This is a genomic window from Vagococcus lutrae, from assembly GCF_023299185.1.
Taxonomy (GTDB): domain Bacteria; phylum Bacillota; class Bacilli; order Lactobacillales; family Vagococcaceae; genus Vagococcus_A; species Vagococcus_A lutrae.
In genome coordinates, this window is the sequence record NZ_CP097017.1 from 493,006 (window position 1) to 515,574 (window position 22,569).

The window sequence follows — 22,569 nt, forward strand, 5'->3', positions numbered from 1 at the left end:
CCTTTTCTACTTTCTCAGTCTTATCTCTTTCTTTTTAATTAGTAAACGTCTGATTCCGATGAGAAACGTGCCAAGTTTTCTTTGACATCTTTCAAGAATTTTCCAGCTTGTTGACCGTCTAAAATACGATGGTCAATTGATAAGCATAGGTTCACCATATCAGCTGTTTTAAATCCACCATCAGCAGTTGGTACAATGCGCTTATTAATAGATTCTACTTGCAATATAGCTGCTTGTGGATGATTAATAATTCCCATTGATTGAACAGATCCTATTGAACCTGTGTTATTAAGTGTAAATGTGCCACCTTGCATGTCTTGAGATTTTAGTGTTCCCTTGCGGACATCTCCAGCTAATCGATTGATTTCTTTGGCTAACCCTGAGATTGAATAGTTATCCGCTTGATGAATCACTGGTACATATAGATGCTCATCTGTTGTGACAGCGATCGACATATTGATGTCTTTGTGGTAAATGATATTTCCATTATCCCAAGACGTATTGATTTTTGGATTTTTCTTCAATGCTTGAATAACCGCTTTAGCAAAGAATGGGAAGAAACTTAGTGAATGGCCTTCACGTTTCTTATAGTCTTCTTTCACTTCATTACGAAGTTTTACAATATTGCTGACATCTGCTTCGACCATAATCCATGCATGTGGGATTTCATTAACACTTTGAACCATTTTCTTCGCGATAGCTTTTCTCACACCATCAGCAGGAACGCTTTCTGCATGACTGCTAGATAAAGGTTCTTCATGTTTTGGTTTTGGCGCAGGTGCTTTATTTTCTTGCGGTACGTCGACATGAACTTGCTCTTTTGGTTCAATATCCACTGGCATTTCAGCACCAGAAACAACTTGGTCTTCTGGATTAAAGTTCATAATATCTTTACGTGTAATTCTACCACCTGAACCTGTACCTGTTACTTGTTCTAGGTCGATTCCCTTTTCTTGTGCTAATCGAACAACAGCTGGCGACAAGCGTCCGATATTTTTAGGTTTTTCTGCTTTAGCAGGTTTTGGTTGAGTGGCTTTTGGTTTCTCTTGACTACTTTCACTCTGTTTCTCTTCAACAGCTGGGGTTTCATCAGCCGCTCCTTCAACTTCTAATGTTAAAATAGCCGTCCCAATTGGAACACTTTGATCTAAGTCAATCAAGAATTCTTTCACTTCACCATCAAAATCAGACGGTACTTCTGTTGTGACTTTATCTGAAACGACTTCCATTAAAGAATCATAGCGTTTCACTTTATCTCCAGGTTTTACTAACCAATTGGTAACAGATGCTTCCGTCACACTTTCTCCTAAATTCGGCATTAATACTTCTTTGATTGCCATATATTTTTCCCCCTCTAAAATTCTGCTAAGTTTCTCATTGCTTCTAATACTTGTTCTTCATTGACTAAGAACTCACGCTCAAGCGATAAAGCATAAGGCATACTTGGGCAGTCTGGCCCAGCCAAACGTTGAATTGGTGCATCAAGATCGAACAAAGCATCTTCTGAAATCATGGCTGCAATTTCACTCATGACACTACCTTCTTTATTGTCCTCAGTAATTAATAAAACTTTTCCAGTTTTCTTCGCTGCTTCTACTAACGTTTCTCGGTCTAAAGGATACAACGAACGAACGTCAACTACTTCAGCTTCAATGCCCTCTTTTGCTAATTGCTCAGCAGCTGAGATTGCGTATTGTAAAACCATTCCATAGCCAATAACTGTAATGTCTGATCCTTCGCGCACAACATTTGCTTTGTCGATTGGCACGATGTAATCCTCTTCCGGCACATCTGCTTTTAGCAAACGATATAAGCGTTTATGTTCATAGAAGATAACTGGATCATCTGAACGAATCGCTGCTTTTATCATGCCTTTCGCGTCATAAGGATTTGATGGTGTTACGACACGTAAGCCAGGTTGACCACAGAAAACTTTTTCAGTTGATTGAGAGTGATATAGTCCACCACGAACACCACCACCATAAGGCGTACGATAAACTATCGGTGCTGTCCAATCACCTTTTGAACGATAACGCATTGTACGAGCTTCAGATAAGATTTGGTTGGTAGCTGGTAAGATGTAGTCAGCAAATTGGAATTCCCCAATAGCGCGATACCCTAGTAACCCTAAACCGACTGCTAGCCCCCCGATTAATCCCTCAGTTAATGGAGTGTTAAAACAACGGTCATCTCCATATTTTGCTGCTAAACCTTTCGTGACACCGAACACGCCACCTTTATCGCCACCTACGTCTTCTCCAAAGATTACGACTTTCTCATCACGAGCCATTTCTTCAGAGATACCTAAGTTAATTGCCTCTAAATATGTCATTTCTGCCATTTTATTCATCCCTCTCTCGAATTTATCAAATTATTCAGCGTAAACTTGTTCCATCATTGATTCTGGTTTTGGATCTGGCATTGCTTCCGCTTCGTCTGTTGCTTTGTTAACTTCTTCTTTTACTTCTTCATCGATTTTGGCAATTTCTTCTTTTGTTAAATATCCTTCATCTATTAATTGTTTTTCAAAGACTAAGAGCGCATCTGTTTCTTTTAGTTTTTCTAACTCCTCTTTTGAACGGTAAACTGATTGGTCGTCATCTGCAGAGTGAGATGTTAAACGTGATACCATCAATTCAATTAACATTGGTCCTTTTTTGTCGCGAGCATCTTTGACTGCTTTCTTGAAAGTTAAATACACTTCTGTAAAGTCATTTCCGTCTACCGTCACTCCTTTAAAACCATAACCATGTGCACGGTCTGACATTTTTTCGTTAGCATATTGTTCTTCAATTCCTACCGAGATCGCATATTCGTTATTTTCAACAACGAAAATAACTGGTAATTTTTTAACACCGGCAAAGTTCATCGCTTCTTGAACTTCCCCTTGGTTAGCAGAACCTTCCCCTGTTGTCGTTAAAGCAACAAAATCTTCATTCGCTAATTGAGCACCATAAGCAACTCCTGTCGCTAACGGCATTTGTGTACTTACCGTTGAAGCAAATGAAACGATATTATGTTCTTTTGAACCGTAATGGTTTGGCATTTGACGACCATGAGATGATGGATCATCTTCTTTACCGAAAGAACCCATGATGATATCTTTAGGTGTCATTCCCCAAACTAGACATGCCGTCATGTCACGATAGTACGGCAAGAAGTAATCTTTTTGATGATCAAAAGCCATCGCCATTGCCACTTGTGCGACTTCAGCTCCTTGACCTGAAATATTAAACGATGTTTTTCCGATACGTGTTAATTGCCATAAACGTTCATCTAAACGACGACCTCTCAACACTTCACGATATGCTTGAATAATCTCTTCTTTTGATAAGCCTGATTTTTTTAGTGCTTTCATTTTTCATCAACCTTTCTATTTATGTATTGCTTTACCATACGTATCTAATGCTGCTTCTTGAATCACTTCGGACATGGTTGGATGCGGATGAATGGCTTCTCCAATTTCTATTGGACTTGCATCCATGTATATCGCCGTACTTGCTTCAGAGATTAAATCTGTTGCATGAGGGCCGATAATTGTGACACCTAGTAAATCATCCGTGTCCGTATCGCGAATGACTTCTACAAATCCTGAACCTTCTCCATATACCAACGCCTTTCCATTTCCTGCAAAGTTAAATGTTCCCACTTTAACATTTTTTCCTTCAGGGACATTTTCTTTCGTATAACCCACACTAGCGATTTCTGGTTGCGTATAGACACAACGTGGTACATTATGATAATGAATAGTGTCAACTTGTTCATCTAACATATGACTTACCGCAATTTCTCCTTCTTTCATCGCAACATGCGCGAGTTGTAACGTATCAATACAATCACCAACTGCATAAATATGTCCTTCAGTTGTTTGATAATATTCGTTAACATGAATTCCTTTTTCATCATATTTTACTGAAGTGTTTTGTAAGCCAATTCCGTCAACATTTGGCTGACGTCCAATCGCAACCATGACTTTCTCCACTTTTAGTTCTTCTTTTTCTCCTAATTGTAAAACAACGCTCTTTTTATTTACTTTCGCTTCTTCCACTTTCGTTCCCAACATGACGTTAATTCCACGCTGCTCAAACTGCTTTTTCAATTCGCGCGAAACAGTGGTACTTTCATTGATTAATAAGCGATCCATAAATTCAATCAATGTGACCTCTACTCCTAAACTATTGAGAAGAGACGCCCACTCTACTCCTATCACACCGCCACCTACTATAGCCATGGATTTTGGTAAAGTTTCTAATTCTAACATACCGTCAGAAGATAAAATCATTTCTTCATCAAGTGGTAAATTAGGCAATGTTCTCGGACGTGAGCCAGTTGCAATTAATACTTTTTTAGGAACAATGATTTCTTCTTCTTTTTCTTTGTCGTTAAACGTTACCGCTACAGCACCAGATACTGGAGAAAAAATGGAGGGACCAAGTACCGCACCTTCTCCTTCAAGAATACGAATCTTATTTTTCTTACATAATCCTTCAACTCCCATATGTAGTTGATTGATAATATTTTGTTTTCTCTCTTGAATTCGCTTAAAATTAACGGTTGGTTTTCCTATCCCTTCTAAACCAAACGATTCAGCGTCTTTTAAGGTGTCATAGACTTCCGCGCTTCGTAATAACGCTTTTGTTGGAATACACCCTTTATGAAGACAGGTTCCTCCTATCTTATTTTTTTCAACAATTGTCACACTCATGCCTTTTTGAGCTGCTCTTATTGCAGCTACATAACCGCCCGTTCCACCACCTAAAATAAGTAAATCTGTTTCTTCTGCCATCTATTTCACTCCCACTCTTGATATTGTTTCATCTGCGTAATGACGAACTTCCTCTTCGCCTTCTAATACACGTCTAGCTCCTTCATATAATGCTTCCATCTCCATCTCTCCTGGATAGACTTCCACAGGCGCCATCCAAGAAACATATTGATTGATTTTTTCTAAAATATATTTAGAATGACTCGCTCCGCCTGTTAAAATAATGTAATCTACTTTTCCTTCTAAAGTGACAGACATTTCGGCAATGCTCTTTGCTACTTGGTAACACATACCATCTAAATAGTATTTTGCAACTTCATCACCATTATCGACTTTTTCTTGAATATTTCGTAAGTCTGTTTCATTCAGATATGATTTCATACCGCTATGACCTGCGATTAAACTTTTGACTTCTGCTAACGTCATTTCATTGTCAATAATAATTTTAGATAACTCAATCAGTGGTAATGTCCCACTTCTTTCTGGTGAATAAGCACCTTCGCCATCCAAACCATTTACGACGTCAATCATTTTGCCGTTTGCATGAGCACCAACACTAATACCGCCACCTAAATGTGCCACAATCACACGCCCATCTTCATAGGTCAGACTATTTTCTTCGAGTATTTTTCTCGCTACTGCTTTTTGATTCAAGACATGAGCAACACTACGACGCTCAATTCCTTTTAAGCCTGAGATACGTGCAATTGGCATCATCTCATCGACGACTACTGGATCTACGATAAAGGCAGGAACATGATATTCTTGACCAAATTCATGTGCTAAAATACCACCTAAGTTTGAAGCGTGCGTGTTATATTTTTCTGTCAACAAATCCTCAAGCATCGCATCATCTACATAATACGTGCCGCCTGGAATAGGTTTTAATAAACCTCCACGCCCAACAATCGCCACCAATTCGTCGGCGAAATTATAGGTTTCAATAAATTCAAGTATCAACTGTTTGCGAAAAGCAGTTTGATCAATCACCCCTTCAAACTGTTCGATTTCATCTACCGTATGTCGTATTGTTTCTTCAGCGAGTAATTCATGATTAGCAAAAACTGCTAGTTTCGTTGATGTTGAACCTGGATTAATAACTAAAATAGCTCCCATTCTTTTCCCCCCTGCTTCTTAAACTTGCTTTAATGCGAATGATAATGAGTGAAGTTTGCTTTCAATTTTGTCGCTTCGCGATGTTAGTATGACTGGAACTTTTGTCCCAACAATCGTTCCTCCAACTAATGCATCACCGAAAAGTGTTAGCGACTTATACAAGCAATTTCCTGTATCGATAGAAGGAACAACTAATATATCCGCGTCTCCAGCTATCGGTCCTTCAAATTTTTTATGAGCAACTGCTTCTTGTGATAATGCTAAGTCGAGTGAAATCGGACCATAAACGGTGCAATCTTCACTATTTTGATAGCGATCACTTACCTCTTTTGTTAAAACAGATGACGGCATTTTAGGATTGACATTTTCTGCGGCGCTTAACAACGCCACCTTAGGATGCGTCAGTCCAATTTTATGTGCAACACCCACCGCGTTATCGACAATACTCGATAATGTTTCCGTATCAGGCGCAATGTTCATGCCACAGTCTGTCAGTAAGATAGTGCGATTTAGCTTAGGTATGTCAACCATTGCGACATGTGATAAAACTTTCTGATCCCGTAAGTTGTGTTCTTTTTGTAAAACTTCTTTCAAAATAGCATGTGTCTGTACGATTCCTTTTAATAACAGCTGAGCTTCACCCTTGGCGACTAAAGAAACTGCGCGAAAGACCATTTCTTTTTCATCTTGACACTGTTCATAACACCATAAATTTTCATTATCAATATTTTCGTTTGTATCAAATACTACAAACTCAAGCTCGTTTGGATAACGTTTATGCGCTTCTTTGACAAGCTCTAATATTTCAGGTTGCGAACCTCCAGCCACTGAAATTGTTTTCATCTTCTCACCTCTTAATTATTTAGCAACCGCTTACATTTAGAATAGACGAGAATATTTTGTTTGACTAATTGTTAATTTTAATTCCGATATTAAAAACTTTTATAACGCTTACATCGTTGATTTAACAACGTTTTAATTGTCAGAAAATTACATCTTTTCGATTTAAAAGTTATTTTTCACAGAGTTTTTTAATATAAGTTTCTCAAATACAAAAAAACATCTCACGTTTTCAGTGAGATGTTTTAAGGCTTTAAATATTTTTCTAAAAATTCACGAACTACTTGTTTATACTGTTTGTTAGCTACGTCCCAGCTCTCCGCGTGCTTCGCTCCTTCGATAATGACGAGCTCTTTAGGTCCTTCAGTCGCTTCATAAAGTGTTTGCGCCATCTCTGTTGGAACAAAATCATCTTTATCTCCGTGTATCAATAGTAATGGTCGCTGATTTTTAGCTAATTGTTTTACAGCACTTGCTTCTTTAAATCCATATCCCACTTTATATTGTGTATAAAGTGATGTTAAAGGAATCAAAGGAAATGCTGGCAAGTTAAACTTTTGCTTTAATTGATAGGTCAGTTCATTTTCAACCGTATCATAACCACAGTCGGCAATAACCGCTTTGACTTGAGAAGGTAAAGACTCACCACTAGTCATCATGACCGTAGCCGCTCCCATGCTAATTCCAAATAAAACCATATCAGCTTGTTTATCATAAGATTCATTAACTGCCTTAATCCAATCAACATAATCAAGACGATCTAGCCATCCAAAGCCTACATATTGACCTTCACTGTCACCGTGTGACCTGTTATCTGGCACTAGCACATCATAACCCAACTCATAAAAAAAGTGAGCATACTTGCCCATTTGTGCTCCACGTCCCATATAGCCATGCGCTAATATAGCAACTTTATCACTTTTTTCTGGATGCTTTATCATACGCGCTTTTAATGTTAAATCATCACGTGATTCTAACGATACCGTTTGATAGGGAGCAAACTGCCACTCCTTTTCCAACTGTGCGATATTATCTTTTTTAATAAAATCTTTTTCACCCGAAACAATGGCATAATTAAATAAATAATTAACAGCGTAACTTAGGCCTCCGATAATGCCGACTACTAGAACAACGAAAGCACTCCAACCAATTTTTTTCATAAAACACTTCCTATCTACTCTTTACTTTTATCAATCACTAGAACGTAAAATTTTCTCCATTTTCTTTCCCTTAGCTAATTCATCTATCAGTTTATCCATATAACGAATATTACGCATCAAGGGCTCTTCGATCTCTTCTACTCGATAGCCACAAATCACACCCTTAATCAAATTAGCATTAGGATGAATTTGTGGAGCGTCATCAAAAAATTCTTTAAATGTTTTCTTTTCTTCTATTAGTAAAGACAATTCTTCGGCCGAATATCCCGTCAACCAACTAATCACCTCATCTACTTCTGCTTGTGTTCGTCCTTTTTTCTCCACTTTTTTAACGTAAAGTGGATACACGGAACCAAACGACATCTGATAAATCCTAGGTTCTTTCATGTTATACTCCTTTTTTCTAATCAATTTATTTTCTATTCTATCATATCTTTTATTCAAAATAAAAATCCAGATGATTTCTCATCTGGATTTTTAACGCTTATTAGTGTGTTTTACCACCGACAACTTTTAAATCATCTTTGCCGTGATAATCGACAATCGCTTTAAGTGATGCTTCAATCGCTTTGACAATATCACTTAGACTCATAGATGCCGTGTTTGATCGTTCTAAAACTTGCTCAGGCAAAAATGGCACATGCATAAATCCTGCTTTTGCTTTTGGAAACTCGGTATGCGTTAAATAAAGTGTTTGATACATAATATGATTACATACAAAGGTTCCCGCTGAGTTAGAAACAGAGGCAGGTATACCTGCTTCTTTCATCGCTGTTACCATAGCCTTTATCGGTAACTGACTAAAATAAGCTGCTTCTCCATCTGCTTTAATTGGAACATCGATAGGTTGGTTCCCTTCATTATCAGCAATACGAGCGTCATCTAAGTTAATCGCAACACGTTCTGGTGTCATATCAAAACGACCTCCAGCTTGGCCAATATTTAAAACATAGTCAACATCATGTTCCGTCATAGCTTGACGCACGACTTCTGCACTTTTACCAAAGACTGTTGGAATCTCTAATTTAATAATATCTGCTCCATTAACAGTATCAGGCAATCGTTTAACAGCTTCAATCGCTGGGTTCATTGTATCCGTCCCAAATGGGTCAAAACCAGTTACTAAAATTTTCATTTCTATCATTTCCTTTCTATTTGCTATTAAAATGCCCAAAAGTACATTAAGACAATATGGACCACAATCATAATAATCGTAACAGGAACTTGCTCTTTAATCACGCCATAAGGCTTTTCCATCTCTAATAATGATGCCGGTAAGATGTTAAAGTTAGCCGCCATTGGAGTTAACAAAGTTCCACAATAACCAGCTGTTAAGGCTAAAGCTCCTGCTATCGCTGGATCTGCTCCTTGCATAATAACGAACGGCACGCCAATACCTGCCGTGATAACAGTAAAAGCAGCAAAACCATTCCCCATAATAGCCGTGAAAACAACCATACCGAGAACATAGGCAATAGTACCAAATAATCGATTGCCTTCCGGAACAAATCCACCGATAATTTGCGCAATGACGTCACCGACACCTGCTAAAGCAAAAATCGCACCTAATGCTCCTAATAATTGTGGTAAAATCCCAGATGTTCCCATCGCTTGTATCATTCGATTACTTTCTTGAACCATTTCTTTAGGTGTTGATTTAAAAATAATCATCGCTAAAATAATACTAAAAATAGCTGCGACACCAATAGCCGACTTACTTGATGCTTCTATTTTCATCGCTAATCCAACAGAAACCACCGCTAGTGATAACACAGGGACAAATATCCAATTCCCAAACTTTTTAGCACGACCTTCTAGAACTTCCGCTTTAATCGGAGTAAATTGACTGATTTCAAATTGTTTAAATAACGTTATAAGTCCTAATAAAACAACTAACAAACCACTGACTACGCTCGGAAGCACTTTTCCAAACATAAATAATAATCCTAAGTCCAACCAAAATATTGTCGAACCCATTCGTTTTGAATTAGAAGTATCCTTCGCCGTTTTAAATGCCGTATACATTAATTGCAACCCGATTAAAACAAAGAAAAATTCTAATAAATTATCAAAAAATTGTGTCATTTTCCTTCTCCTTTGTTTTGATATTTTTTCTTCAACTTACGATCAAATAAAATATTAGATGTCACACCGATAATTAACATAATCATCGCAATAGGTAACGACGCTTTAGCAATCGCAATTCCTGACACCTTATATCCTAAAGAGTCCAATGTCCCAACAATTAACAAGACACCTGCAGCTCCTAAGAAAGTATTTTGACCAAAAAAGTTTCCGTAATTTTCCATTGCTGCTGATTTCGCTTTAATTGTTTCCTTGTCGGCTGCATCTAGTTCACCGTGTTTCGCTTCAGCAGCTGCTTCTGCCATTGGCTGAACTAATGGGCGAACAAACTGCGGATGTCCTCCTAGACGAATCGAGAACATACCAGCAATTTCTCTAATAATTAAATAAATTGACAAGAAAGTACCAGAGGTCATTCCTTTCACTTTCTTAATCAAATTAACCGCCTGTTCTTTCAAACCATTTTTTTCAGCTAATCCAATTAGTGGAAGTGTTAAAAAGAAAATCGTCACAATCCGTTGATTGACAAAAGCTTGTCCTAACGCTTCTAAAAATTCAACTGGGGTAATGCCCGATACTAATGCTGTTGCAAACCCTGCAATAACGACGACCGCAATCGTATCTAACTTGAAGATAAAGCCTAGCACTATAATGACAATCCCAATAAGTTTTATCCATTCCATCGATATTATCTCTCCTTTATAATTATTTTAGAAACTTATTTTCTATTTTACTATATTTTTTAACAAAAAACAGAACTATTTTTACGATATAACTGTTTTTGTTAATTTTTCATCAATTTGCTCAAAGATACTAAATATCTAGACAAAAAAGAGACACTATAACCTGAATCAGTTATAATGTCTCTTAAATTATTATTATCTTATCCCCAATGCAATTCGTGCATATCGCGACATTCTATCTGTCGTCCACGCAGGATACCATACGAGTTTGACCTCGACATCTTTGACCTCTTCAATATCTCGAACTGCTTCGTGAATTTCTTCAGTGATCACATCGGCTAATGGACAACCCATAGTTGTTAACGTCATTTTAACTACACATAGGCCGTTCTCTTCAAAATCCACATCGTAAATCAATCCAAGATTGACAATATCTATACCTAACTCTGGGTCGATGACTGTTTCTAACGCCGCCATGACCTTTCCTTTTAGTTCATTTAATTCATCTTCATTCCATGAATGTTCTGTCATGCTATACCTCCTCATCCATTTTCTCTATCATACCGTTATTCTTATTTGTTGTAAACGAGAAAAGAATAGCGTTCAGATTAAAACATTTGCTCCCGGAAAAAACGTGACATCTCAAGCGTTATCGTATACGGTACTTTATGTTCATCATCTGTTGCTGTGAAACGCATGCGCCGGCCGTATTCTTCATTTTTATGGGTATTGTAAAAATGATAGGTAGGTTGAAATGGCACGACACCATCTTGTCTTCCATGCCATAGGTGAAATGGACGACCTGCTATTTTTTCAGGCTCACGTCCTAAATCATAAGGCTCTAGCTTTTGCCTCACCGTCTCCACCATTGCTTCAGGGAACGTGAAATTCAAGCGTTTTTGTCCTTCTGAGACGAGCATGTCCATAAACTCGGAGTAATTTGGCGCCCCCATTAAACAGCTTGCTGCTTTAATTCGTGGCTCACTTGCAAATAACCCACATGTCGTAATGGGTTCTGTTGCAAAGTTTTAAATCTACTATCAAATAAGGTAGAATAATAGAAAAAGATAGCAGGAGGAATGACGATGAATCATTTTAAAGGAAAGCAATTTCAGCAGGATGTGATTATTGTAGCCGTGGGCTACTATCTTCGTTATAACCTTAGCTATCGTGAAGTTCAAGAAATCTTATATGATCGTGGCATTAACGTTTCTCATACGACGATTTATCGTTGGGTGCAAGAATATGGCAAACTACTCTATCAAATTTGGAAAAAGAAAAATAAAAAATCCTTTTATTCATGGAAAATGGATGAAACGTACATCAAAATTAAAGGAAAATGGCATTATTTGTATCGAGCCATCGATGCAGATGGTTTAACCTTGGATATTTGGTTACGTAAAAAACGGGACACACAAGCAGCTTACGCCTTTCTCAAGAGATTAGTTAAACAGTTCGATGAACCAAGGGTTCTGGTGACCGATAAAGCTCCCTCTATTGCCAGTGCCTTCAAAAAATTACAGGCACACGGGTTTTACCAGCGAACAGAACATCGCACGGTGAAATATCTAAATAACCTCATTGAACAAGATCATCGTCCCATCAAGAGACGAAACAAATTTTATCGAAGCTTACGAACAGCCTCAACCACGATTAAAGGCATGGAAGCCATTCGAGGATTATATAAGAAGAACCGAAAAGAAGGCACTCTCTTCGGGTTTTCAGTCTGCACGGAAATGAAGATATTATTAGGAATACCTGCATAAACTATAGCTAGTGTTAGACTAGTATTGTTCATTTTGGAACTTTGCAACAGAACCTCGTAATGCCTCCCATGGACAAGCCCGTGACACCAACATGCTCCCAATCCGCCAATCCTTTTGTCACAAAATAATCAACTAACATCGGAAACTCTTCAATATTTTGAATAACAATATCCCAAAATTCCGCATAATGATGTTCAACACTCGGGCCTACTTGGCGTTCTCCATGATACAAGGCATCTGGTAACAGAGCTCGTATACCTTGTTTGGCAAGTTCGTATCCATGTACTAATACGGATTCTTTCTGACTCGTCCACCCATGATAAAAAAAGACTAAAGGAATAGATTTTTCAGCGTGTTCAGCTTGAACCACCTCTAAAAATGGAACATTGTTAATCGTATGATGTTTGACAATAATCATTTTATCAGCTCCTGTCTGCTGTTCAATTTATACAGTCTATTTTACATGAACATCCGTTAAAAAAACAACTTATAAGCTAACTAGGATCCGTATAACTCACCGATTAGTTTTGCTTGTTCTTCAGGTGTTAAAAACTGTCCGTACAGTTCTTCCGTTGGTAAAACATTAATCAATGCTAACTCATCGACTTCATAAACTTGTTTGTGTAAATCGTATAACTCATAGCGACTGATTACCATCATCATGACAGACCGCTCTTCTTTACTAATTCCTCCGTAAGCCGGTAAAACTGTAATACCTCGTGCAATTTTCTGTTTCACATTTTCGATGATTGCTTCATTATCTTTTTGTGAAATAATAAAGACCGTTAGACGATGACCACTTGTATGAAGCTTATCAATCAAAACACTTAAAGCATAAATAGAGATAATCGTATAGATTGCTTTTTCCCAGTCAAACAATAGCCCCGCAAAAAAAACAATGGCTAAATTCATTGCAAAAACAAGGCTACCTACAGATCTTCCTGTTGATTTAGCAATAATGACTGAGAGTAAATCAAAACCTCCTGTCGTAAAGCCAAATTTCAAACACAGACCAGCACCTATTCCGACAATAACCCCTCCTACTATCGCATTAAGAAGCGGATTCTCTGTAATAACCATTTCAGGGAAGAGCATGGTCGCGACCGACATCCAAGTCACCGTTAGCAGGCTATAAAGTGTTGATTTCGCACCTAGTTTCCACCATCCTAATAAAAATATCGGGATGTTTAAAAGAAAAATCAACAATCCTGTATTCAATTCTAAGTTTAAAAATCGAACTAATACCCCCGATACTAATTGGGCGACGCCATTAACTCCTGCTGAAAAAATATTGGCAGGTATTAAAAAATAATTAAGCGAAATAGCTGATAAAATACCTGTTAAAAAAACAACTGAGAGTTTTATAAATGTATCATGTTTAATCCAATGACTACCTAAAAATTTCACAAAAAGACCACCTTTAACTGTTATAAAATCATCGTACTACACTTCGAACAATAACTAAAGTGAAAAATATATTGTCAGAATAATCTAAACATGATATAGTTAACAATCATAAAAGGAGGTTAACAATGAAACGATTATCTTTGAAAGAATTACTATTAATTGCACAAGGTGCGGTCATTATCGCGGTCTGTTCACAACTAACGATTCCACTTGGCTTCGTGCCTATTACCGGACAGACCTTTGCGATTGGTTTAGTTGCGACTATTTTCCCACCACTTCTTAGCACAACAATGGTGGCCGTCTATTTATTAATGGGCGCAATTGGTTTACCTGTCTTCGCAGGTTTTTCTGGTGGGTTAGGCGCATTATTTGGCCCAACTGGTGGCTTTCTTTTCGCTTTTTTACTGAATGCTTGGATAACTAGCTGGTTGATTACACGTTATAAAGACACATTTATTTGGGCATTAGTCGCCAATTTAATAGGAGCGTTCGTGACCATGATTGGCGGCACAATCTGGCTAAAAATAGCGATTAACCAAACGTGGCCAGCTGCTTTTACAATGGCTTTTACTCCCTTTATCTTACCCGGTATTATCAAAGCGATTGCTGCCTCTTACATTGGTTTAAAAGTAAAGCACATTTTTTATTTACGTTTCGCAAGCTAACTATTTGTAAGTAAGTCAAAATTGCGTTATAATTTGTTTACCACTTAAGAAAAGAGGAATTCTAATGTATCGACAAAATTTTGACTTTAAAACTGTCACACTTAATGCGGTTGACTTAAATAAAATGAAATATTTTTATCAAGAAATTATGGGACTTCATGTCATTCAGGAAACTGATGATATGTTATATTTAGGTTTAAAAAATTCCCCTGAGGCATTACTAAAAATCGTCCGTGTAGACACCGCTGCTACTATGACCGCAGGGCTTTATCATATTGCCTATCTTCTGCCAAGTCGAAAAGATTTAGGGAACTTTTTATATCATCTTGCAGAAAGCCATTACCCAATAGTTGGCGCAAGTGACCATGCCTACAGTGAAGCTGTCTATTTAAATGACCCCGAAGGAAATGGTATTGAGGTATATGCAGATCGCCCGGAGAACGTATGGGATAAACGAGAAAATGGGATTATTATGGGGATTACGGAACGTATGGATATAGAAAGTGTTCTAAACAAAGGGGACCAGCATTTTGAGACATTACCGACTGACACTATTATTGGTCACGTACATTTATCTGTAACTGACGTCGAAACTTCTAATCATTTTTATGAGACAATTCTGGGATTTACCAATACTTCTCAGTTTGGTAATCAAGTCGCGTTTTACGGCATGGACGGTTACCACCATCAGTTAGCAGGGAATATTTGGCAAACTAACCATACGGCGAAAAACAACCCATTTACACCAGGCCTAGCTCGAATTCATGTCCAAGTCTCCCCTGAGCTACTAGAACAAACTGTCACAAATATGAAAAACGAAAATTATTCTTATAATTTCCATGACCATCATTTATCTTTCGATGACCCTAACGGTATTTCTTATATTTTCACTACATAAAAAAAGACCTTTTGACATTTATGTCAAAAGGTCTTTTTACTTGATATCCTAATAAATTAACGACGTAATTCTTTGATACGTGCTGATTTACCGTGACGATCGCGGATATAGTATAATTTAGCACGACGTACTTTACCACGACGTACTACGTCAATTTTTTCTACACGTGGTGTGTGAACTGGGAAAGTTCTTTCAACGCCAACGCCGTTAGAAATTTTACGTACAGTGTAAGTTTCGCTAATACCAGTACCTTGACGTTTAATACATACGCCTTCAAATAACTGGATACGCTCACGTTCACCCTCTACAACTTTTGCGTGGACACGTAATGTGTCACCTGCACGAAATTCTGGGATGTCACTGCGTAATTGTTCGCTAGTGATTGATGCAATTAATGGATTCATTTTATCCTTCTCCTTATTCCAAACACTCATATGAGCTAATGTCACAGCGGAATGTCGTAATAGTTGTGAGTTTTTACTCACCAAAACATCATAGCACAAGCCTATGTTGTTGTAAAGAAAAAACTAAAACAAGCTAAATATAACGTCGTTTTGTATACTGACGTAACTCGATTTTACGGTCATTTATCATTTGCATTAGTTGATCAGAAAATTCTTCTAAAACAAGACGTCCCCCTTTGTAAGTGTAGGCACCCACTTTACGGATTTGTTCTGGGTCCATGACAACTTTACGATGCGAGATTTTACTAAAAAACTCCTCGACCATAAAAGTAGGTAAATAATAATGATTCTGAGCACAAAATGATTGCAAATAAATAAAATCATCAATGGTAATCATGACATTATCTAAATCTGATAATATTTGATAATCTGGTACATCGCGAATCGCGTTTTTTAATAAAACATCTCGCTTTTGAAGAATTTCTTGTATCTTATGATTAAGTAAGTTGAGTGCATCTATTTCGCGCATTTTTTCTTTCATAATTTCGCGACGGTCAAACTCCTTCATCATCGTATTGAAGGTAAATCTCATTCCAATAATAGCAATTAGCGCTCCGAGTAACACACCGATAAATCCTGCCAAATTCTTCCCCTCTTTTCATTGATAGATGTCTATACTATACCACATTTTCGCGAATGAGTGAAAGATGAACCGATTTGATTGACCTTTGTTGACCTTTGTTTTAAACTTAAGATATGAAGTATACGATGCTTTGTGCTAAAATAAGAAAGAAACTTTTATAGGAGGCTACAACATGAATTTAATACCTACAGTCATTGAACAATCTGCCAGAGGAGAGCGTGCTTATGACATTTACTCTCGTTTATTAAAAGATCGCATTATTATGTTGAGCGGTCCCATTGACGATAATGTCGCAAACTCAGTGATTGCGCAATTACTCTTTTTAGATGCACAAGATTCAGAAAAAGATATTTATATTTATATTAACTCACCAGGTGGAAGCGTATCGGCTGGACTTGCTATTTATGATACGATGAATTTTGTTAAATCTGACGTCCAAACAATCGTGTTAGGAATGGCAGCATCAATGGGAAGCTTTTTATTAACAGCTGGAACAAAAGGTAAACGTTTTGCTTTACCAAATGCCGAAATCATGATTCACCAACCTCTAGGTGGCGCACAAGGTCAAGCAACGGAAATTGAAATTGCCGCGCGTCATATCTTAAACACTCGCGAGCGACTTAATCGCATTTTAGCGGAACGTACTGGTCAACCTATCGAAAAAATCGCACAGGATACAGACCGTGATAACTTTATGACCGCTGAACAAGCAAAAGAATATGGTTTAATTGACGAAGTAATGGTAAATAGTCAAGGCTTGAAATAGTACAACTCGATATAAACATAAAAAAACTGACGCTTTAATAGGAACTGACCCATTAAAATGGGACACAATAAAAAAACACTTCTTGTTGAATTCAAGTAAAATGAATTTAACAGGAGGTGCTTTTTAGCATGGGAACAAGAGTATCGTATCCATTAGAAGTAAAACAAGCAGCAATAAAGATGAAATTAGAAGGCAAATCAACGAAAGAAATAATGGAGAAACTAAGTATTAAAAATAGAACACAAGTCCAAACATGGTGGCGATGGTATCTAAATAGTGAAGAACATCGATTTCTTCAACCTGTCGGGAAACAATATACATATGGTAAAGGACCCGAAGGCTTAAGTGAGGTTGATAAATTGCAACTTGAAAATAAATTTTTAAAGAATAAAATTTCTATTTTGGAAAAGTACAACGAATTGGAAAGGATGTGGCGCCACAACTATTTGTAGAATTAGTGGAAGAAATGAAGGGGGAATTGCCCGTTAGAACGATTTGCCAATTGTTTGGTATTGCAAAATCAACTTATTATCGTTGGAAAAAGCAATCATTTAAATCAGGGCTAACAGACACGGAAGAGTTCATTCAAAAAGTGTGTGTAGAACATCGATTTACTTATGGTTATCGAAGAGTCACCGAAGTGATAAGAAGAACTCAAATTATAAACAAAAATACCGTTCAAAAAATAATGCAGAAATATGGTTGGAATTGCCGTGTAAAAGTAAAAAAGATAAAGAGAATTGGCAAGGCTCATAAAATATGTGACAACGTATTAAACCGGAATTTTAAAAGTGAAGAGCGCTTTAAAAAATTAGTAACAGATATCACTTATCTACCCTTTGGCTCTAAAATGATGTATTTATCCTCGATTATGGATTTATATAACGGAGAGATAGTCGCCTATAGTATTAGTGATAAACAAGATGTAAATTTTGTATTAGATACATTAAATCAACTACCAGAAGTTAATGATTGTATTTTACATAGCGATCAAGGCTCTGTGTATACATCTTACACCTATCAGCAAGAAGTAACGAAAAGAGGCATTACCATGAGTATGTCCCGTAAAGGGACTCCTGCCGATAATGCCTGCATCGAATCGTTTCATTCCTCTCTAAAGTCTGAAACGTTCTATCTCGATAGACTCAATAATGAGCCTACATCTATTGTCATTCAAATCGTGATAGATTACATTAAGTATTATAATAAAACGCGAATTCAACAAAAATTGGGCTACAAGTCACCGATAGAATATCGGCAATCTGTAACCCAATAAGAAAGCTTTTTTGATACTGTCCCATTTTAATGGGTCAGTTCCAATATAAGCGTCAGTTTTTTTGCTTTTCTTCTCTTAGTTTATCAGCAAATTCATTAATTTTACGAATTCGATGGTTAATCCCTGATTTTGAAATCGCACCAGACGGTACCATCTCTCCCAGTTCTTTTAAACTAACTTCAGGATGTTCTAAACGTAATTCAGCAATTTCTTTTAGTTTTTCTGATAGGTGTCCCAATCCAACAGTTTGGTCAATATACTCGATGTTTTCAATTTGCTTAGAAGCTGCATCTATCGTTTTCGTAAGATTGGCGGTTTCACAATTGACTAAACGATTGACAGAGTTTCGCATGTCCCGTATAACGCGTACATCTTCAAATTTAAGCATACTGCTAGTCGCACCAATTAGAACGAGAAAATCTGAAATATCTTCTGCCCCTTTTAAATAAGTAATATACCCATTACGACGATTTAACGTTCGCGCATTGAATGAAAAATATGTCATCATCTCTTTTAATTCTTCACTATGTGCTTCGTATAACGAATATATCTCTAAATGGTAACGACTTGTTTCTGGATTGTTAACCGAGCCACCTGCTAAAAAGGCCCCTCTTAAATAAGCTTTCATTTTTTCAACATTTCCCATAATGAGCGGAGAAATTTGATTGCTTAACATCCCGTCTTCATAAATATCTAAATCCGCCAATATTTCTGACGTATTTTGCATGAGCCTAACAATATAAATATTATTTTTCTTCAATTTCATTTTTCGTCGTACGATAAATTCACATTGGACGTCATAATAATCTCGTATCAATGTATAAATACGACGCGCTATCGCAGCATTCTCCGTTTGAACATTTAAAACAAAATGACGATTGGAAAGCGACAATGCGCCATTCATTCGAATTAATGCCGCTAGCTCAGCTTTTGCTATTTCACGACTTACTTCTAATGTGGTCAGTTCTTTTTTGACATCGGAAGCAAAAGACATATAAATCCCCTTCCTTCCTCTTTAACTATACCTAGAACCGAATACAATCCGAAATAACTCTTCTACTACCTTGTCTCCATCATGAAAGGCACCGCCATCACGCAATTCTAAAAAGTCAGCGGAAATAACGCGACAACCTTGATTACGCAACCCTTTAAAATCATGAGCGACTTGTACAAGGTATTCGTCATACGTTTCACGATCCATATAATCGTGTGGAACAGGCTCAGTATTCACTAAAATTGTATCGACAAACGATTCTCCTAAATGATCGTGTAACACTTCAATATGATTGCAATCTGAGAAATGCTCTGTTTCTCCCTTTTGTGTCATAATATTGCAGATATAGACAACTTCTGCTGGTGACTTCTTAACAGCATCTCCTATTTCTTTAATCATCAAATTAGGCAAGATACTTGTAAATAAACTACCCGGTCCTAAAACAATCATATCGGCATCCATAATCGCTTGCACTACTTTACGAGAGGCACAAGGTTCTTCGTCATCTCCTGTATTCGTGACATGGACACGTTGAATTTGTTTGCCATTTTGACCGATTGTAGACTCGCCCATTGCAGTCGAACCATCCGTATAAGTCGCATGCAAGGTCAATGATTTCTCAGAAGCTGGATAAACTGCTCCTTCAACTTGCATAATTTTACTTAAAATTTGTATCGCTTCGTATGTGCTAGATTTCATTTCAGACAATGCCGCAATAATTAAGTTCCCAACTGAATGATTAGCTAAAAATTCATCACTCTCGTGAAAACGATACTGAAATAAATCTTCAAAAACTTGAGGCATCTCCGACAGTGAAACTAAAACATTTCTCAAATCCCCAGGTGGTGAAATATTAACCGATTTGCGTAATGAACCGCTGCTCCCCCCATCATCAGCAACCGTCACAATCGCTGTAATATCAGCACTTTGGTCCTTTAATCCTTTTAGAATAACAGGTAAACCAGTCCCACCACCTATCACCACGATTTTAGGCTTACGGATACGATAGGTCTTCATGAACGATTCACCGTTTCTTTACGTTTTCCACGGTCACGATGGGTAGTGTTTACGTGAAATTCAGTCGTTTCTTTTATATCTTGGCTCAAACGCTCTGTTAATGCCACAGAACGATGTTGTCCGCCCGTACATCCAATTGCAATCGTCAGACTTGTTTTTCCTTCTTTTTTATAACCAGGCAAAATCGAAATCACTAAGTCTTTAAACTGTTGATAGAACTGCTCTGTTTCTTCAAAAGACATCACGTAATCGTAAACGGGTTGATCCATTCCAGTGAGTGGTTGTAATTCTGGTATGTAATGTGGATTCGGTAAAAAACGTACGTCCATTACAATGTCAGCATCAATCGGCAGCCCATATTTAAACCCAAATGAAACGGCTTCGACACGGAATGTTTTAGTATCGGCACTTTTAAATTCATGAATGATTTGTTCACGCAATTGACGAGGCGTCAAATTAGTCGTATCGATAACGGTTGACTCCGCTTTAATATCAGCTAACATTAAGCGTTCGCGTTGAATCCCATCAGTGACTAAGCCATCCATCGCGAGTGGGTGGGTACGACGTGTTTCTTTGTATCTTGATACTAGTTCTTCATCTGAAGCATCTAAAAACAAAACATTCGTTTCAATCATTTTAGTGTTCTCTAATTCAACTAACGTATCTTGTAATTCTTCAAAAAACGAACGAGAACGTAAATCAATAACCAACGCGAGTTTCGTAACCTTTCCTGATTCTTTAATTAATTCCCAAAATTTTGGTAATAAACTTGGTGGCATATTATCAACACAGAAAAATCCCATGTCTTCAAAACTTTGCATTGCAACGGTTTTACCGGCACCACTCATTCCAGTGATGACGACTAATTTTAATGTTTCAATCATTTAATCATCTCCTTCAATCTTCTTATATAGTATAACACAGCCGGGCGTATCATGGTATCCATTCGATATAAAAACACACTGCAAACTCACTGACATACAATGAGTTCACAGTGTGTTGATAGATGGTTAAATGACTTCTATCCAACCTTCTGGTGCTTCAACATCGCCAAACTGAATACCTGTTAAGAGTTTGTAAAGTTGTTGCGTAACTGGTCCGACTTCTGTTTCTGAATAGAAAACGTGGAAATCATCATGCGTTTGAATCCCACCAATCGGAGAAATAACGGCCGCTGTTCCACACGCTCCTGCTTCTTTGTAATCATCCAATTGGTTAATAAATATTGGCTCCTCGGCTACCTCTAACCCTAAAGCATGCTCTGCTAAATATAACAAAGAATACTTAGTAATACTTGGTAAGATAGACGGTGACTTAGGTGTCACGAATCGATCGTCCTTTGTGATAGCAAAGAAGTTCGCAGCTCCGACTTCTTCAATTTGTGTATGGGTTGCTGGGTCTAAATAAATACAATCACTAAATTGTCTATCTTTCGCCTCTTTACCTGGCATTAAACTGCTAGCATAATTTCCTCCGACTTTTGCTGCCCCTGTTCCTTGTGGAGCCGCACGGTCATAATCCGATACGATAAAATTGGTCGGAGCTAACCCGCCTTTGAAATATGGGCCAACTGGTAAAACAAAAATCGAAAATAGATATTCTGTTGCAGGAGCCACCCCGATGTTATCACCGACACCAATCATATACGGACGGATATAAAGTGTACTACCTGATTCATAAGGTGGCACCCATGCTTCATTGGCTGCTACAACTTGCTTGACAGCTTCTACAAACTTATCCTCAGGAAATGATGGCATTAATAAGCGTTCACAACTTTTACGCATACGCTTTGCATTTTCATCTGGACGGAAAAGTTGGATTTTTCCATCTTTACGACGATACGCTTTCATTCCTTCAAAACAACTTTGTCCATAATGTAATGCTGGAGACCCTTCACTAATCGTAATTTGATTATCTGAAACTAAAGCACCATTATCCCACTGGCCATCTTTCCAGTATGATACAAAACGTTTATCAGTTTTAATATACGAAAATCCTAAATTTTCCCAGTCTAAGGTTTCTGGGGTCACATTATTTGTTTTTGTCATCGCAATTCCTCCTGTATAAAATGATATTTTATCTAG

At 37.5% G+C, this 22,569-nt stretch carries 25 protein-coding genes and 2 pseudogenes; 5 read left to right on the top strand and 22 right to left on the bottom strand.

The features are described 5' to 3' along the window. Positions 1–38: 38 nt before the first annotated feature. From M2919_RS02350 to M2919_RS02410, 14 genes and pseudogenes are all read right to left on the bottom strand, one after another. A pseudogene (locus tag M2919_RS02350) lies at positions 39–998 on the bottom strand (dihydrolipoamide acetyltransferase family protein); the annotation flags it as partial. Between the two features lie 171 nt (positions 999–1,169). Then, positions 1,170–1,340, bottom strand: a pseudogene (locus M2919_RS10090) (biotin/lipoyl-containing protein); the annotation flags it as partial. A 14-nt stretch (positions 1,341–1,354) separates the two neighbouring features. After that, on the bottom strand, positions 1,355–2,341 hold the full coding sequence (locus tag M2919_RS02355; protein ID WP_126761378.1) for an alpha-ketoacid dehydrogenase subunit beta: 987 nt from the start codon (positions 2,339–2,341) through the stop codon (positions 1,355–1,357). A 30-nt stretch (positions 2,342–2,371) separates the two neighbouring features. Continuing rightward, a complete protein-coding gene (locus M2919_RS02360; RefSeq protein WP_126761380.1) occupies positions 2,372–3,358 on the bottom strand; it encodes a thiamine pyrophosphate-dependent dehydrogenase E1 component subunit alpha in 987 nt (328 codons plus the stop codon). A gap of 15 nt (positions 3,359–3,373) precedes the next feature. Next, positions 3,374–4,786: a dihydrolipoyl dehydrogenase gene (gene lpdA, locus M2919_RS02365; protein ID WP_248849108.1), complete on the bottom strand. Its 1,413-nt coding sequence runs from the start codon at positions 4,784–4,786 to the stop codon at positions 3,374–3,376. Beyond that, positions 4,787–5,881 (bottom strand): butyrate kinase, encoded by a 1,095-nt coding sequence (gene buk, locus M2919_RS02370; RefSeq protein WP_248849109.1) that lies wholly within the window; start codon positions 5,879–5,881, stop codon positions 4,787–4,789. An 18-nt stretch (positions 5,882–5,899) separates the two neighbouring features. Further along, positions 5,900–6,724 (bottom strand): phosphate acyltransferase, encoded by an 825-nt coding sequence (locus tag M2919_RS02375; protein ID WP_248849110.1) that lies wholly within the window; start codon positions 6,722–6,724, stop codon positions 5,900–5,902. 242 nt (positions 6,725–6,966) lie between these two features. Next, positions 6,967–7,881, bottom strand: coding sequence for an alpha/beta hydrolase (locus tag M2919_RS02380; protein WP_248849111.1), 915 nt, complete (start codon positions 7,879–7,881; stop codon positions 6,967–6,969). A 30-nt stretch (positions 7,882–7,911) separates the two neighbouring features. Then, a complete protein-coding gene (locus M2919_RS02385) occupies positions 7,912–8,268 on the bottom strand; it encodes a DUF2200 domain-containing protein (RefSeq protein WP_248849112.1) in 357 nt (118 codons plus the stop codon). 100 nt (positions 8,269–8,368) lie between these two features. Next, the gene (gene pcp / locus M2919_RS02390) at positions 8,369–9,016 is read right to left on the bottom strand and encodes a pyroglutamyl-peptidase I (protein ID WP_248849463.1); all 648 of its coding nucleotides are present in this window, start codon (positions 9,014–9,016) and stop codon (positions 8,369–8,371) included. 26 nt (positions 9,017–9,042) lie between these two features. Then, entirely contained in the window at positions 9,043–9,966 is a 924-nt protein-coding gene (locus tag M2919_RS02395; RefSeq protein WP_023605582.1) for a DUF979 domain-containing protein, read from the bottom strand. Then, on the bottom strand, positions 9,963–10,649 hold the full coding sequence (locus M2919_RS02400; RefSeq protein WP_126761397.1) for a DUF969 domain-containing protein: 687 nt from the start codon (positions 10,647–10,649) through the stop codon (positions 9,963–9,965). The genes M2919_RS02395 and M2919_RS02400 overlap by 4 nt, the downstream gene beginning before the upstream one ends. Before the next feature lie 195 nt (positions 10,650–10,844). After that, positions 10,845–11,180, bottom strand: coding sequence for a metal-sulfur cluster assembly factor (locus M2919_RS02405; RefSeq protein ID WP_126763511.1), 336 nt, complete (start codon positions 11,178–11,180; stop codon positions 10,845–10,847). A gap of 77 nt (positions 11,181–11,257) precedes the next feature. Next, a complete protein-coding gene (locus M2919_RS02410) occupies positions 11,258–11,602 on the bottom strand; it encodes a hypothetical protein (RefSeq protein ID WP_248849113.1) in 345 nt (114 codons plus the stop codon). Positions 11,603–11,734: 132 nt separating this feature from the next. On the opposite strand from M2919_RS02410, the gene M2919_RS02415 reads away from it, so the two are divergent. Then, the gene (locus M2919_RS02415; protein WP_172442041.1) at positions 11,735–12,415 is read left to right on the top strand and encodes an IS6 family transposase; all 681 of its coding nucleotides are present in this window, start codon (positions 11,735–11,737) and stop codon (positions 12,413–12,415) included. Positions 12,416–12,443: 28 nt separating this feature from the next. Here M2919_RS02415 and M2919_RS02420 read toward each other — a convergent pair whose 3' ends face one another. Beyond that, complete coding sequence (locus M2919_RS02420) at positions 12,444–12,833, bottom strand: alpha/beta hydrolase family protein (protein WP_248849114.1); 390 nt, start codon at positions 12,831–12,833, stop codon at positions 12,444–12,446. 80 nt (positions 12,834–12,913) lie between these two features. Beyond that, complete coding sequence (locus M2919_RS02425) at positions 12,914–13,822, bottom strand: YitT family protein (RefSeq protein ID WP_023605587.1); 909 nt, start codon at positions 13,820–13,822, stop codon at positions 12,914–12,916. Positions 13,823–13,947: 125 nt separating this feature from the next. On the opposite strand from M2919_RS02425, the gene M2919_RS02430 reads away from it, so the two are divergent. Continuing rightward, the gene (locus M2919_RS02430; protein WP_248849115.1) at positions 13,948–14,487 is read left to right on the top strand and encodes a biotin transporter BioY; all 540 of its coding nucleotides are present in this window, start codon (positions 13,948–13,950) and stop codon (positions 14,485–14,487) included. Positions 14,488–14,551: 64 nt separating this feature from the next. After that, a complete protein-coding gene (locus tag M2919_RS02435; RefSeq protein WP_248849116.1) occupies positions 14,552–15,385 on the top strand; it encodes a VOC family protein in 834 nt (277 codons plus the stop codon). Positions 15,386–15,441: 56 nt separating this feature from the next. Here the strand turns inward: M2919_RS02435 and rplS are convergent, their stop codons facing one another. Beyond that, positions 15,442–15,789, bottom strand: a complete 348-nt coding sequence (gene rplS / locus M2919_RS02440; RefSeq protein ID WP_126763519.1) for a 50S ribosomal protein L19 — start codon at positions 15,787–15,789, stop codon at positions 15,442–15,444. A 133-nt stretch (positions 15,790–15,922) separates the two neighbouring features. Continuing rightward, entirely contained in the window at positions 15,923–16,432 is a 510-nt protein-coding gene (locus M2919_RS02445) for a hypothetical protein (RefSeq protein WP_126763521.1), read from the bottom strand. 172 nt (positions 16,433–16,604) lie between these two features. Between M2919_RS02445 and clpP the strand changes: the two genes are divergently transcribed. Beyond that, positions 16,605–17,198: an ATP-dependent Clp endopeptidase proteolytic subunit ClpP gene (clpP, locus tag M2919_RS02450; protein ID WP_023605592.1), complete on the top strand. Its 594-nt coding sequence runs from the start codon at positions 16,605–16,607 to the stop codon at positions 17,196–17,198. A gap of 128 nt (positions 17,199–17,326) precedes the next feature. Continuing rightward, positions 17,327–18,474, top strand: a protein-coding gene (locus M2919_RS02455) for an IS3 family transposase (RefSeq protein WP_248849117.1) whose coding sequence is annotated in 2 segments (ribosomal slippage) — positions 17,327–17,603 and positions 17,603–18,474 — 1,149 coding nt in all. Because the reading frame shifts where the segments join, the coding sequence is not laid out codon by codon here. 52 nt (positions 18,475–18,526) lie between these two features. On the opposite strand, the gene whiA is transcribed toward M2919_RS02455, so the two are convergent. The 4 genes from whiA to M2919_RS02475 all read right to left on the bottom strand — a co-directional run bounded on the left by whiA (position 18,527) and on the right by M2919_RS02475 (position 22,533). After that, on the bottom strand, positions 18,527–19,468 hold the full coding sequence (whiA, locus tag M2919_RS02460; protein WP_126763523.1) for a DNA-binding protein WhiA: 942 nt from the start codon (positions 19,466–19,468) through the stop codon (positions 18,527–18,529). Positions 19,469–19,489: 21 nt separating this feature from the next. Further along, a complete protein-coding gene (locus M2919_RS02465; protein WP_248849118.1) occupies positions 19,490–20,485 on the bottom strand; it encodes a gluconeogenesis factor YvcK family protein in 996 nt (331 codons plus the stop codon). After that, entirely contained in the window at positions 20,482–21,369 is an 888-nt protein-coding gene (gene rapZ, locus M2919_RS02470) for an RNase adapter RapZ (protein ID WP_023606372.1), read from the bottom strand. Before rapZ ends, M2919_RS02465 begins: the two co-directional genes overlap by 4 nt. Before the next feature lie 126 nt (positions 21,370–21,495). Continuing rightward, complete coding sequence (locus M2919_RS02475; protein ID WP_023606373.1) at positions 21,496–22,533, bottom strand: branched-chain amino acid aminotransferase; 1,038 nt, start codon at positions 22,531–22,533, stop codon at positions 21,496–21,498. Positions 22,534–22,569 lie beyond the last annotated feature (36 nt).

Excerpts from the sequence above, each read along its gene's own strand:
- M2919_RS02465 (WP_248849118.1), bottom strand. The coding sequence starts at position 20,485 with ATGAAGACCTATCGTATCCGTAAGCCTAAAATCGTGGTGATAGGTGGT.
- rapZ (WP_023606372.1), bottom strand. The coding sequence starts at position 21,369 with ATGATTGAAACATTAAAATTAGTCGTCATCACTGGAATGAGTGGTGCC.
- M2919_RS02375 (WP_248849110.1), bottom strand. The coding sequence starts at position 6,724 with ATGAAAACAATTTCAGTGGCTGGAGGTTCGCAACCTGAAATATTAGAG.
- M2919_RS02435 (WP_248849116.1), top strand. The coding sequence starts at position 14,552 with ATGTATCGACAAAATTTTGACTTTAAAACTGTCACACTTAATGCGGTT.
- pcp (WP_248849463.1), bottom strand. The coding sequence starts at position 9,016 with ATGAAAATTTTAGTAACTGGTTTTGACCCATTTGGGACGGATACAATG.
- M2919_RS02405 (WP_126763511.1), bottom strand. The coding sequence starts at position 11,180 with ATGACAGAACATTCATGGAATGAAGATGAATTAAATGAACTAAAAGGA.
- rplS (WP_126763519.1), bottom strand. The coding sequence starts at position 15,789 with ATGAATCCATTAATTGCATCAATCACTAGCGAACAATTACGCAGTGAC.
- clpP (WP_023605592.1), top strand. The coding sequence starts at position 16,605 with ATGAATTTAATACCTACAGTCATTGAACAATCTGCCAGAGGAGAGCGT.
- M2919_RS02400 (WP_126761397.1), bottom strand. The coding sequence starts at position 10,649 with ATGGAATGGATAAAACTTATTGGGATTGTCATTATAGTGCTAGGCTTT.
- buk (WP_248849109.1), bottom strand. The coding sequence starts at position 5,881 with ATGGGAGCTATTTTAGTTATTAATCCAGGTTCAACATCAACGAAACTA.
- M2919_RS02420 (WP_248849114.1), bottom strand. The coding sequence starts at position 12,833 with ATGATTATTGTCAAACATCATACGATTAACAATGTTCCATTTTTAGAG.
- M2919_RS02475 (WP_023606373.1), bottom strand. The coding sequence starts at position 22,533 with ATGACAAAAACAAATAATGTGACCCCAGAAACCTTAGACTGGGAAAAT.
- M2919_RS02430 (WP_248849115.1), top strand. The coding sequence starts at position 13,948 with ATGAAACGATTATCTTTGAAAGAATTACTATTAATTGCACAAGGTGCG.
- M2919_RS02385 (WP_248849112.1), bottom strand. The coding sequence starts at position 8,268 with ATGAAAGAACCTAGGATTTATCAGATGTCGTTTGGTTCCGTGTATCCA.
- M2919_RS02380 (WP_248849111.1), bottom strand. The coding sequence starts at position 7,881 with ATGAAAAAAATTGGTTGGAGTGCTTTCGTTGTTCTAGTAGTCGGCATT.
- M2919_RS02360 (WP_126761380.1), bottom strand. The coding sequence starts at position 3,358 with ATGAAAGCACTAAAAAAATCAGGCTTATCAAAAGAAGAGATTATTCAA.
- lpdA (WP_248849108.1), bottom strand. The coding sequence starts at position 4,786 with ATGGCAGAAGAAACAGATTTACTTATTTTAGGTGGTGGAACGGGCGGT.
- whiA (WP_126763523.1), bottom strand. The coding sequence starts at position 19,468 with ATGTCTTTTGCTTCCGATGTCAAAAAAGAACTGACCACATTAGAAGTA.
- M2919_RS02355 (WP_126761378.1), bottom strand. The coding sequence starts at position 2,341 with ATGGCAGAAATGACATATTTAGAGGCAATTAACTTAGGTATCTCTGAA.
- M2919_RS02410 (WP_248849113.1), bottom strand. The coding sequence starts at position 11,602 with ATGGGGGCGCCAAATTACTCCGAGTTTATGGACATGCTCGTCTCAGAA.
- M2919_RS02415 (WP_172442041.1), top strand. The coding sequence starts at position 11,735 with ATGAATCATTTTAAAGGAAAGCAATTTCAGCAGGATGTGATTATTGTA.
- M2919_RS02395 (WP_023605582.1), bottom strand. The coding sequence starts at position 9,966 with ATGACACAATTTTTTGATAATTTATTAGAATTTTTCTTTGTTTTAATC.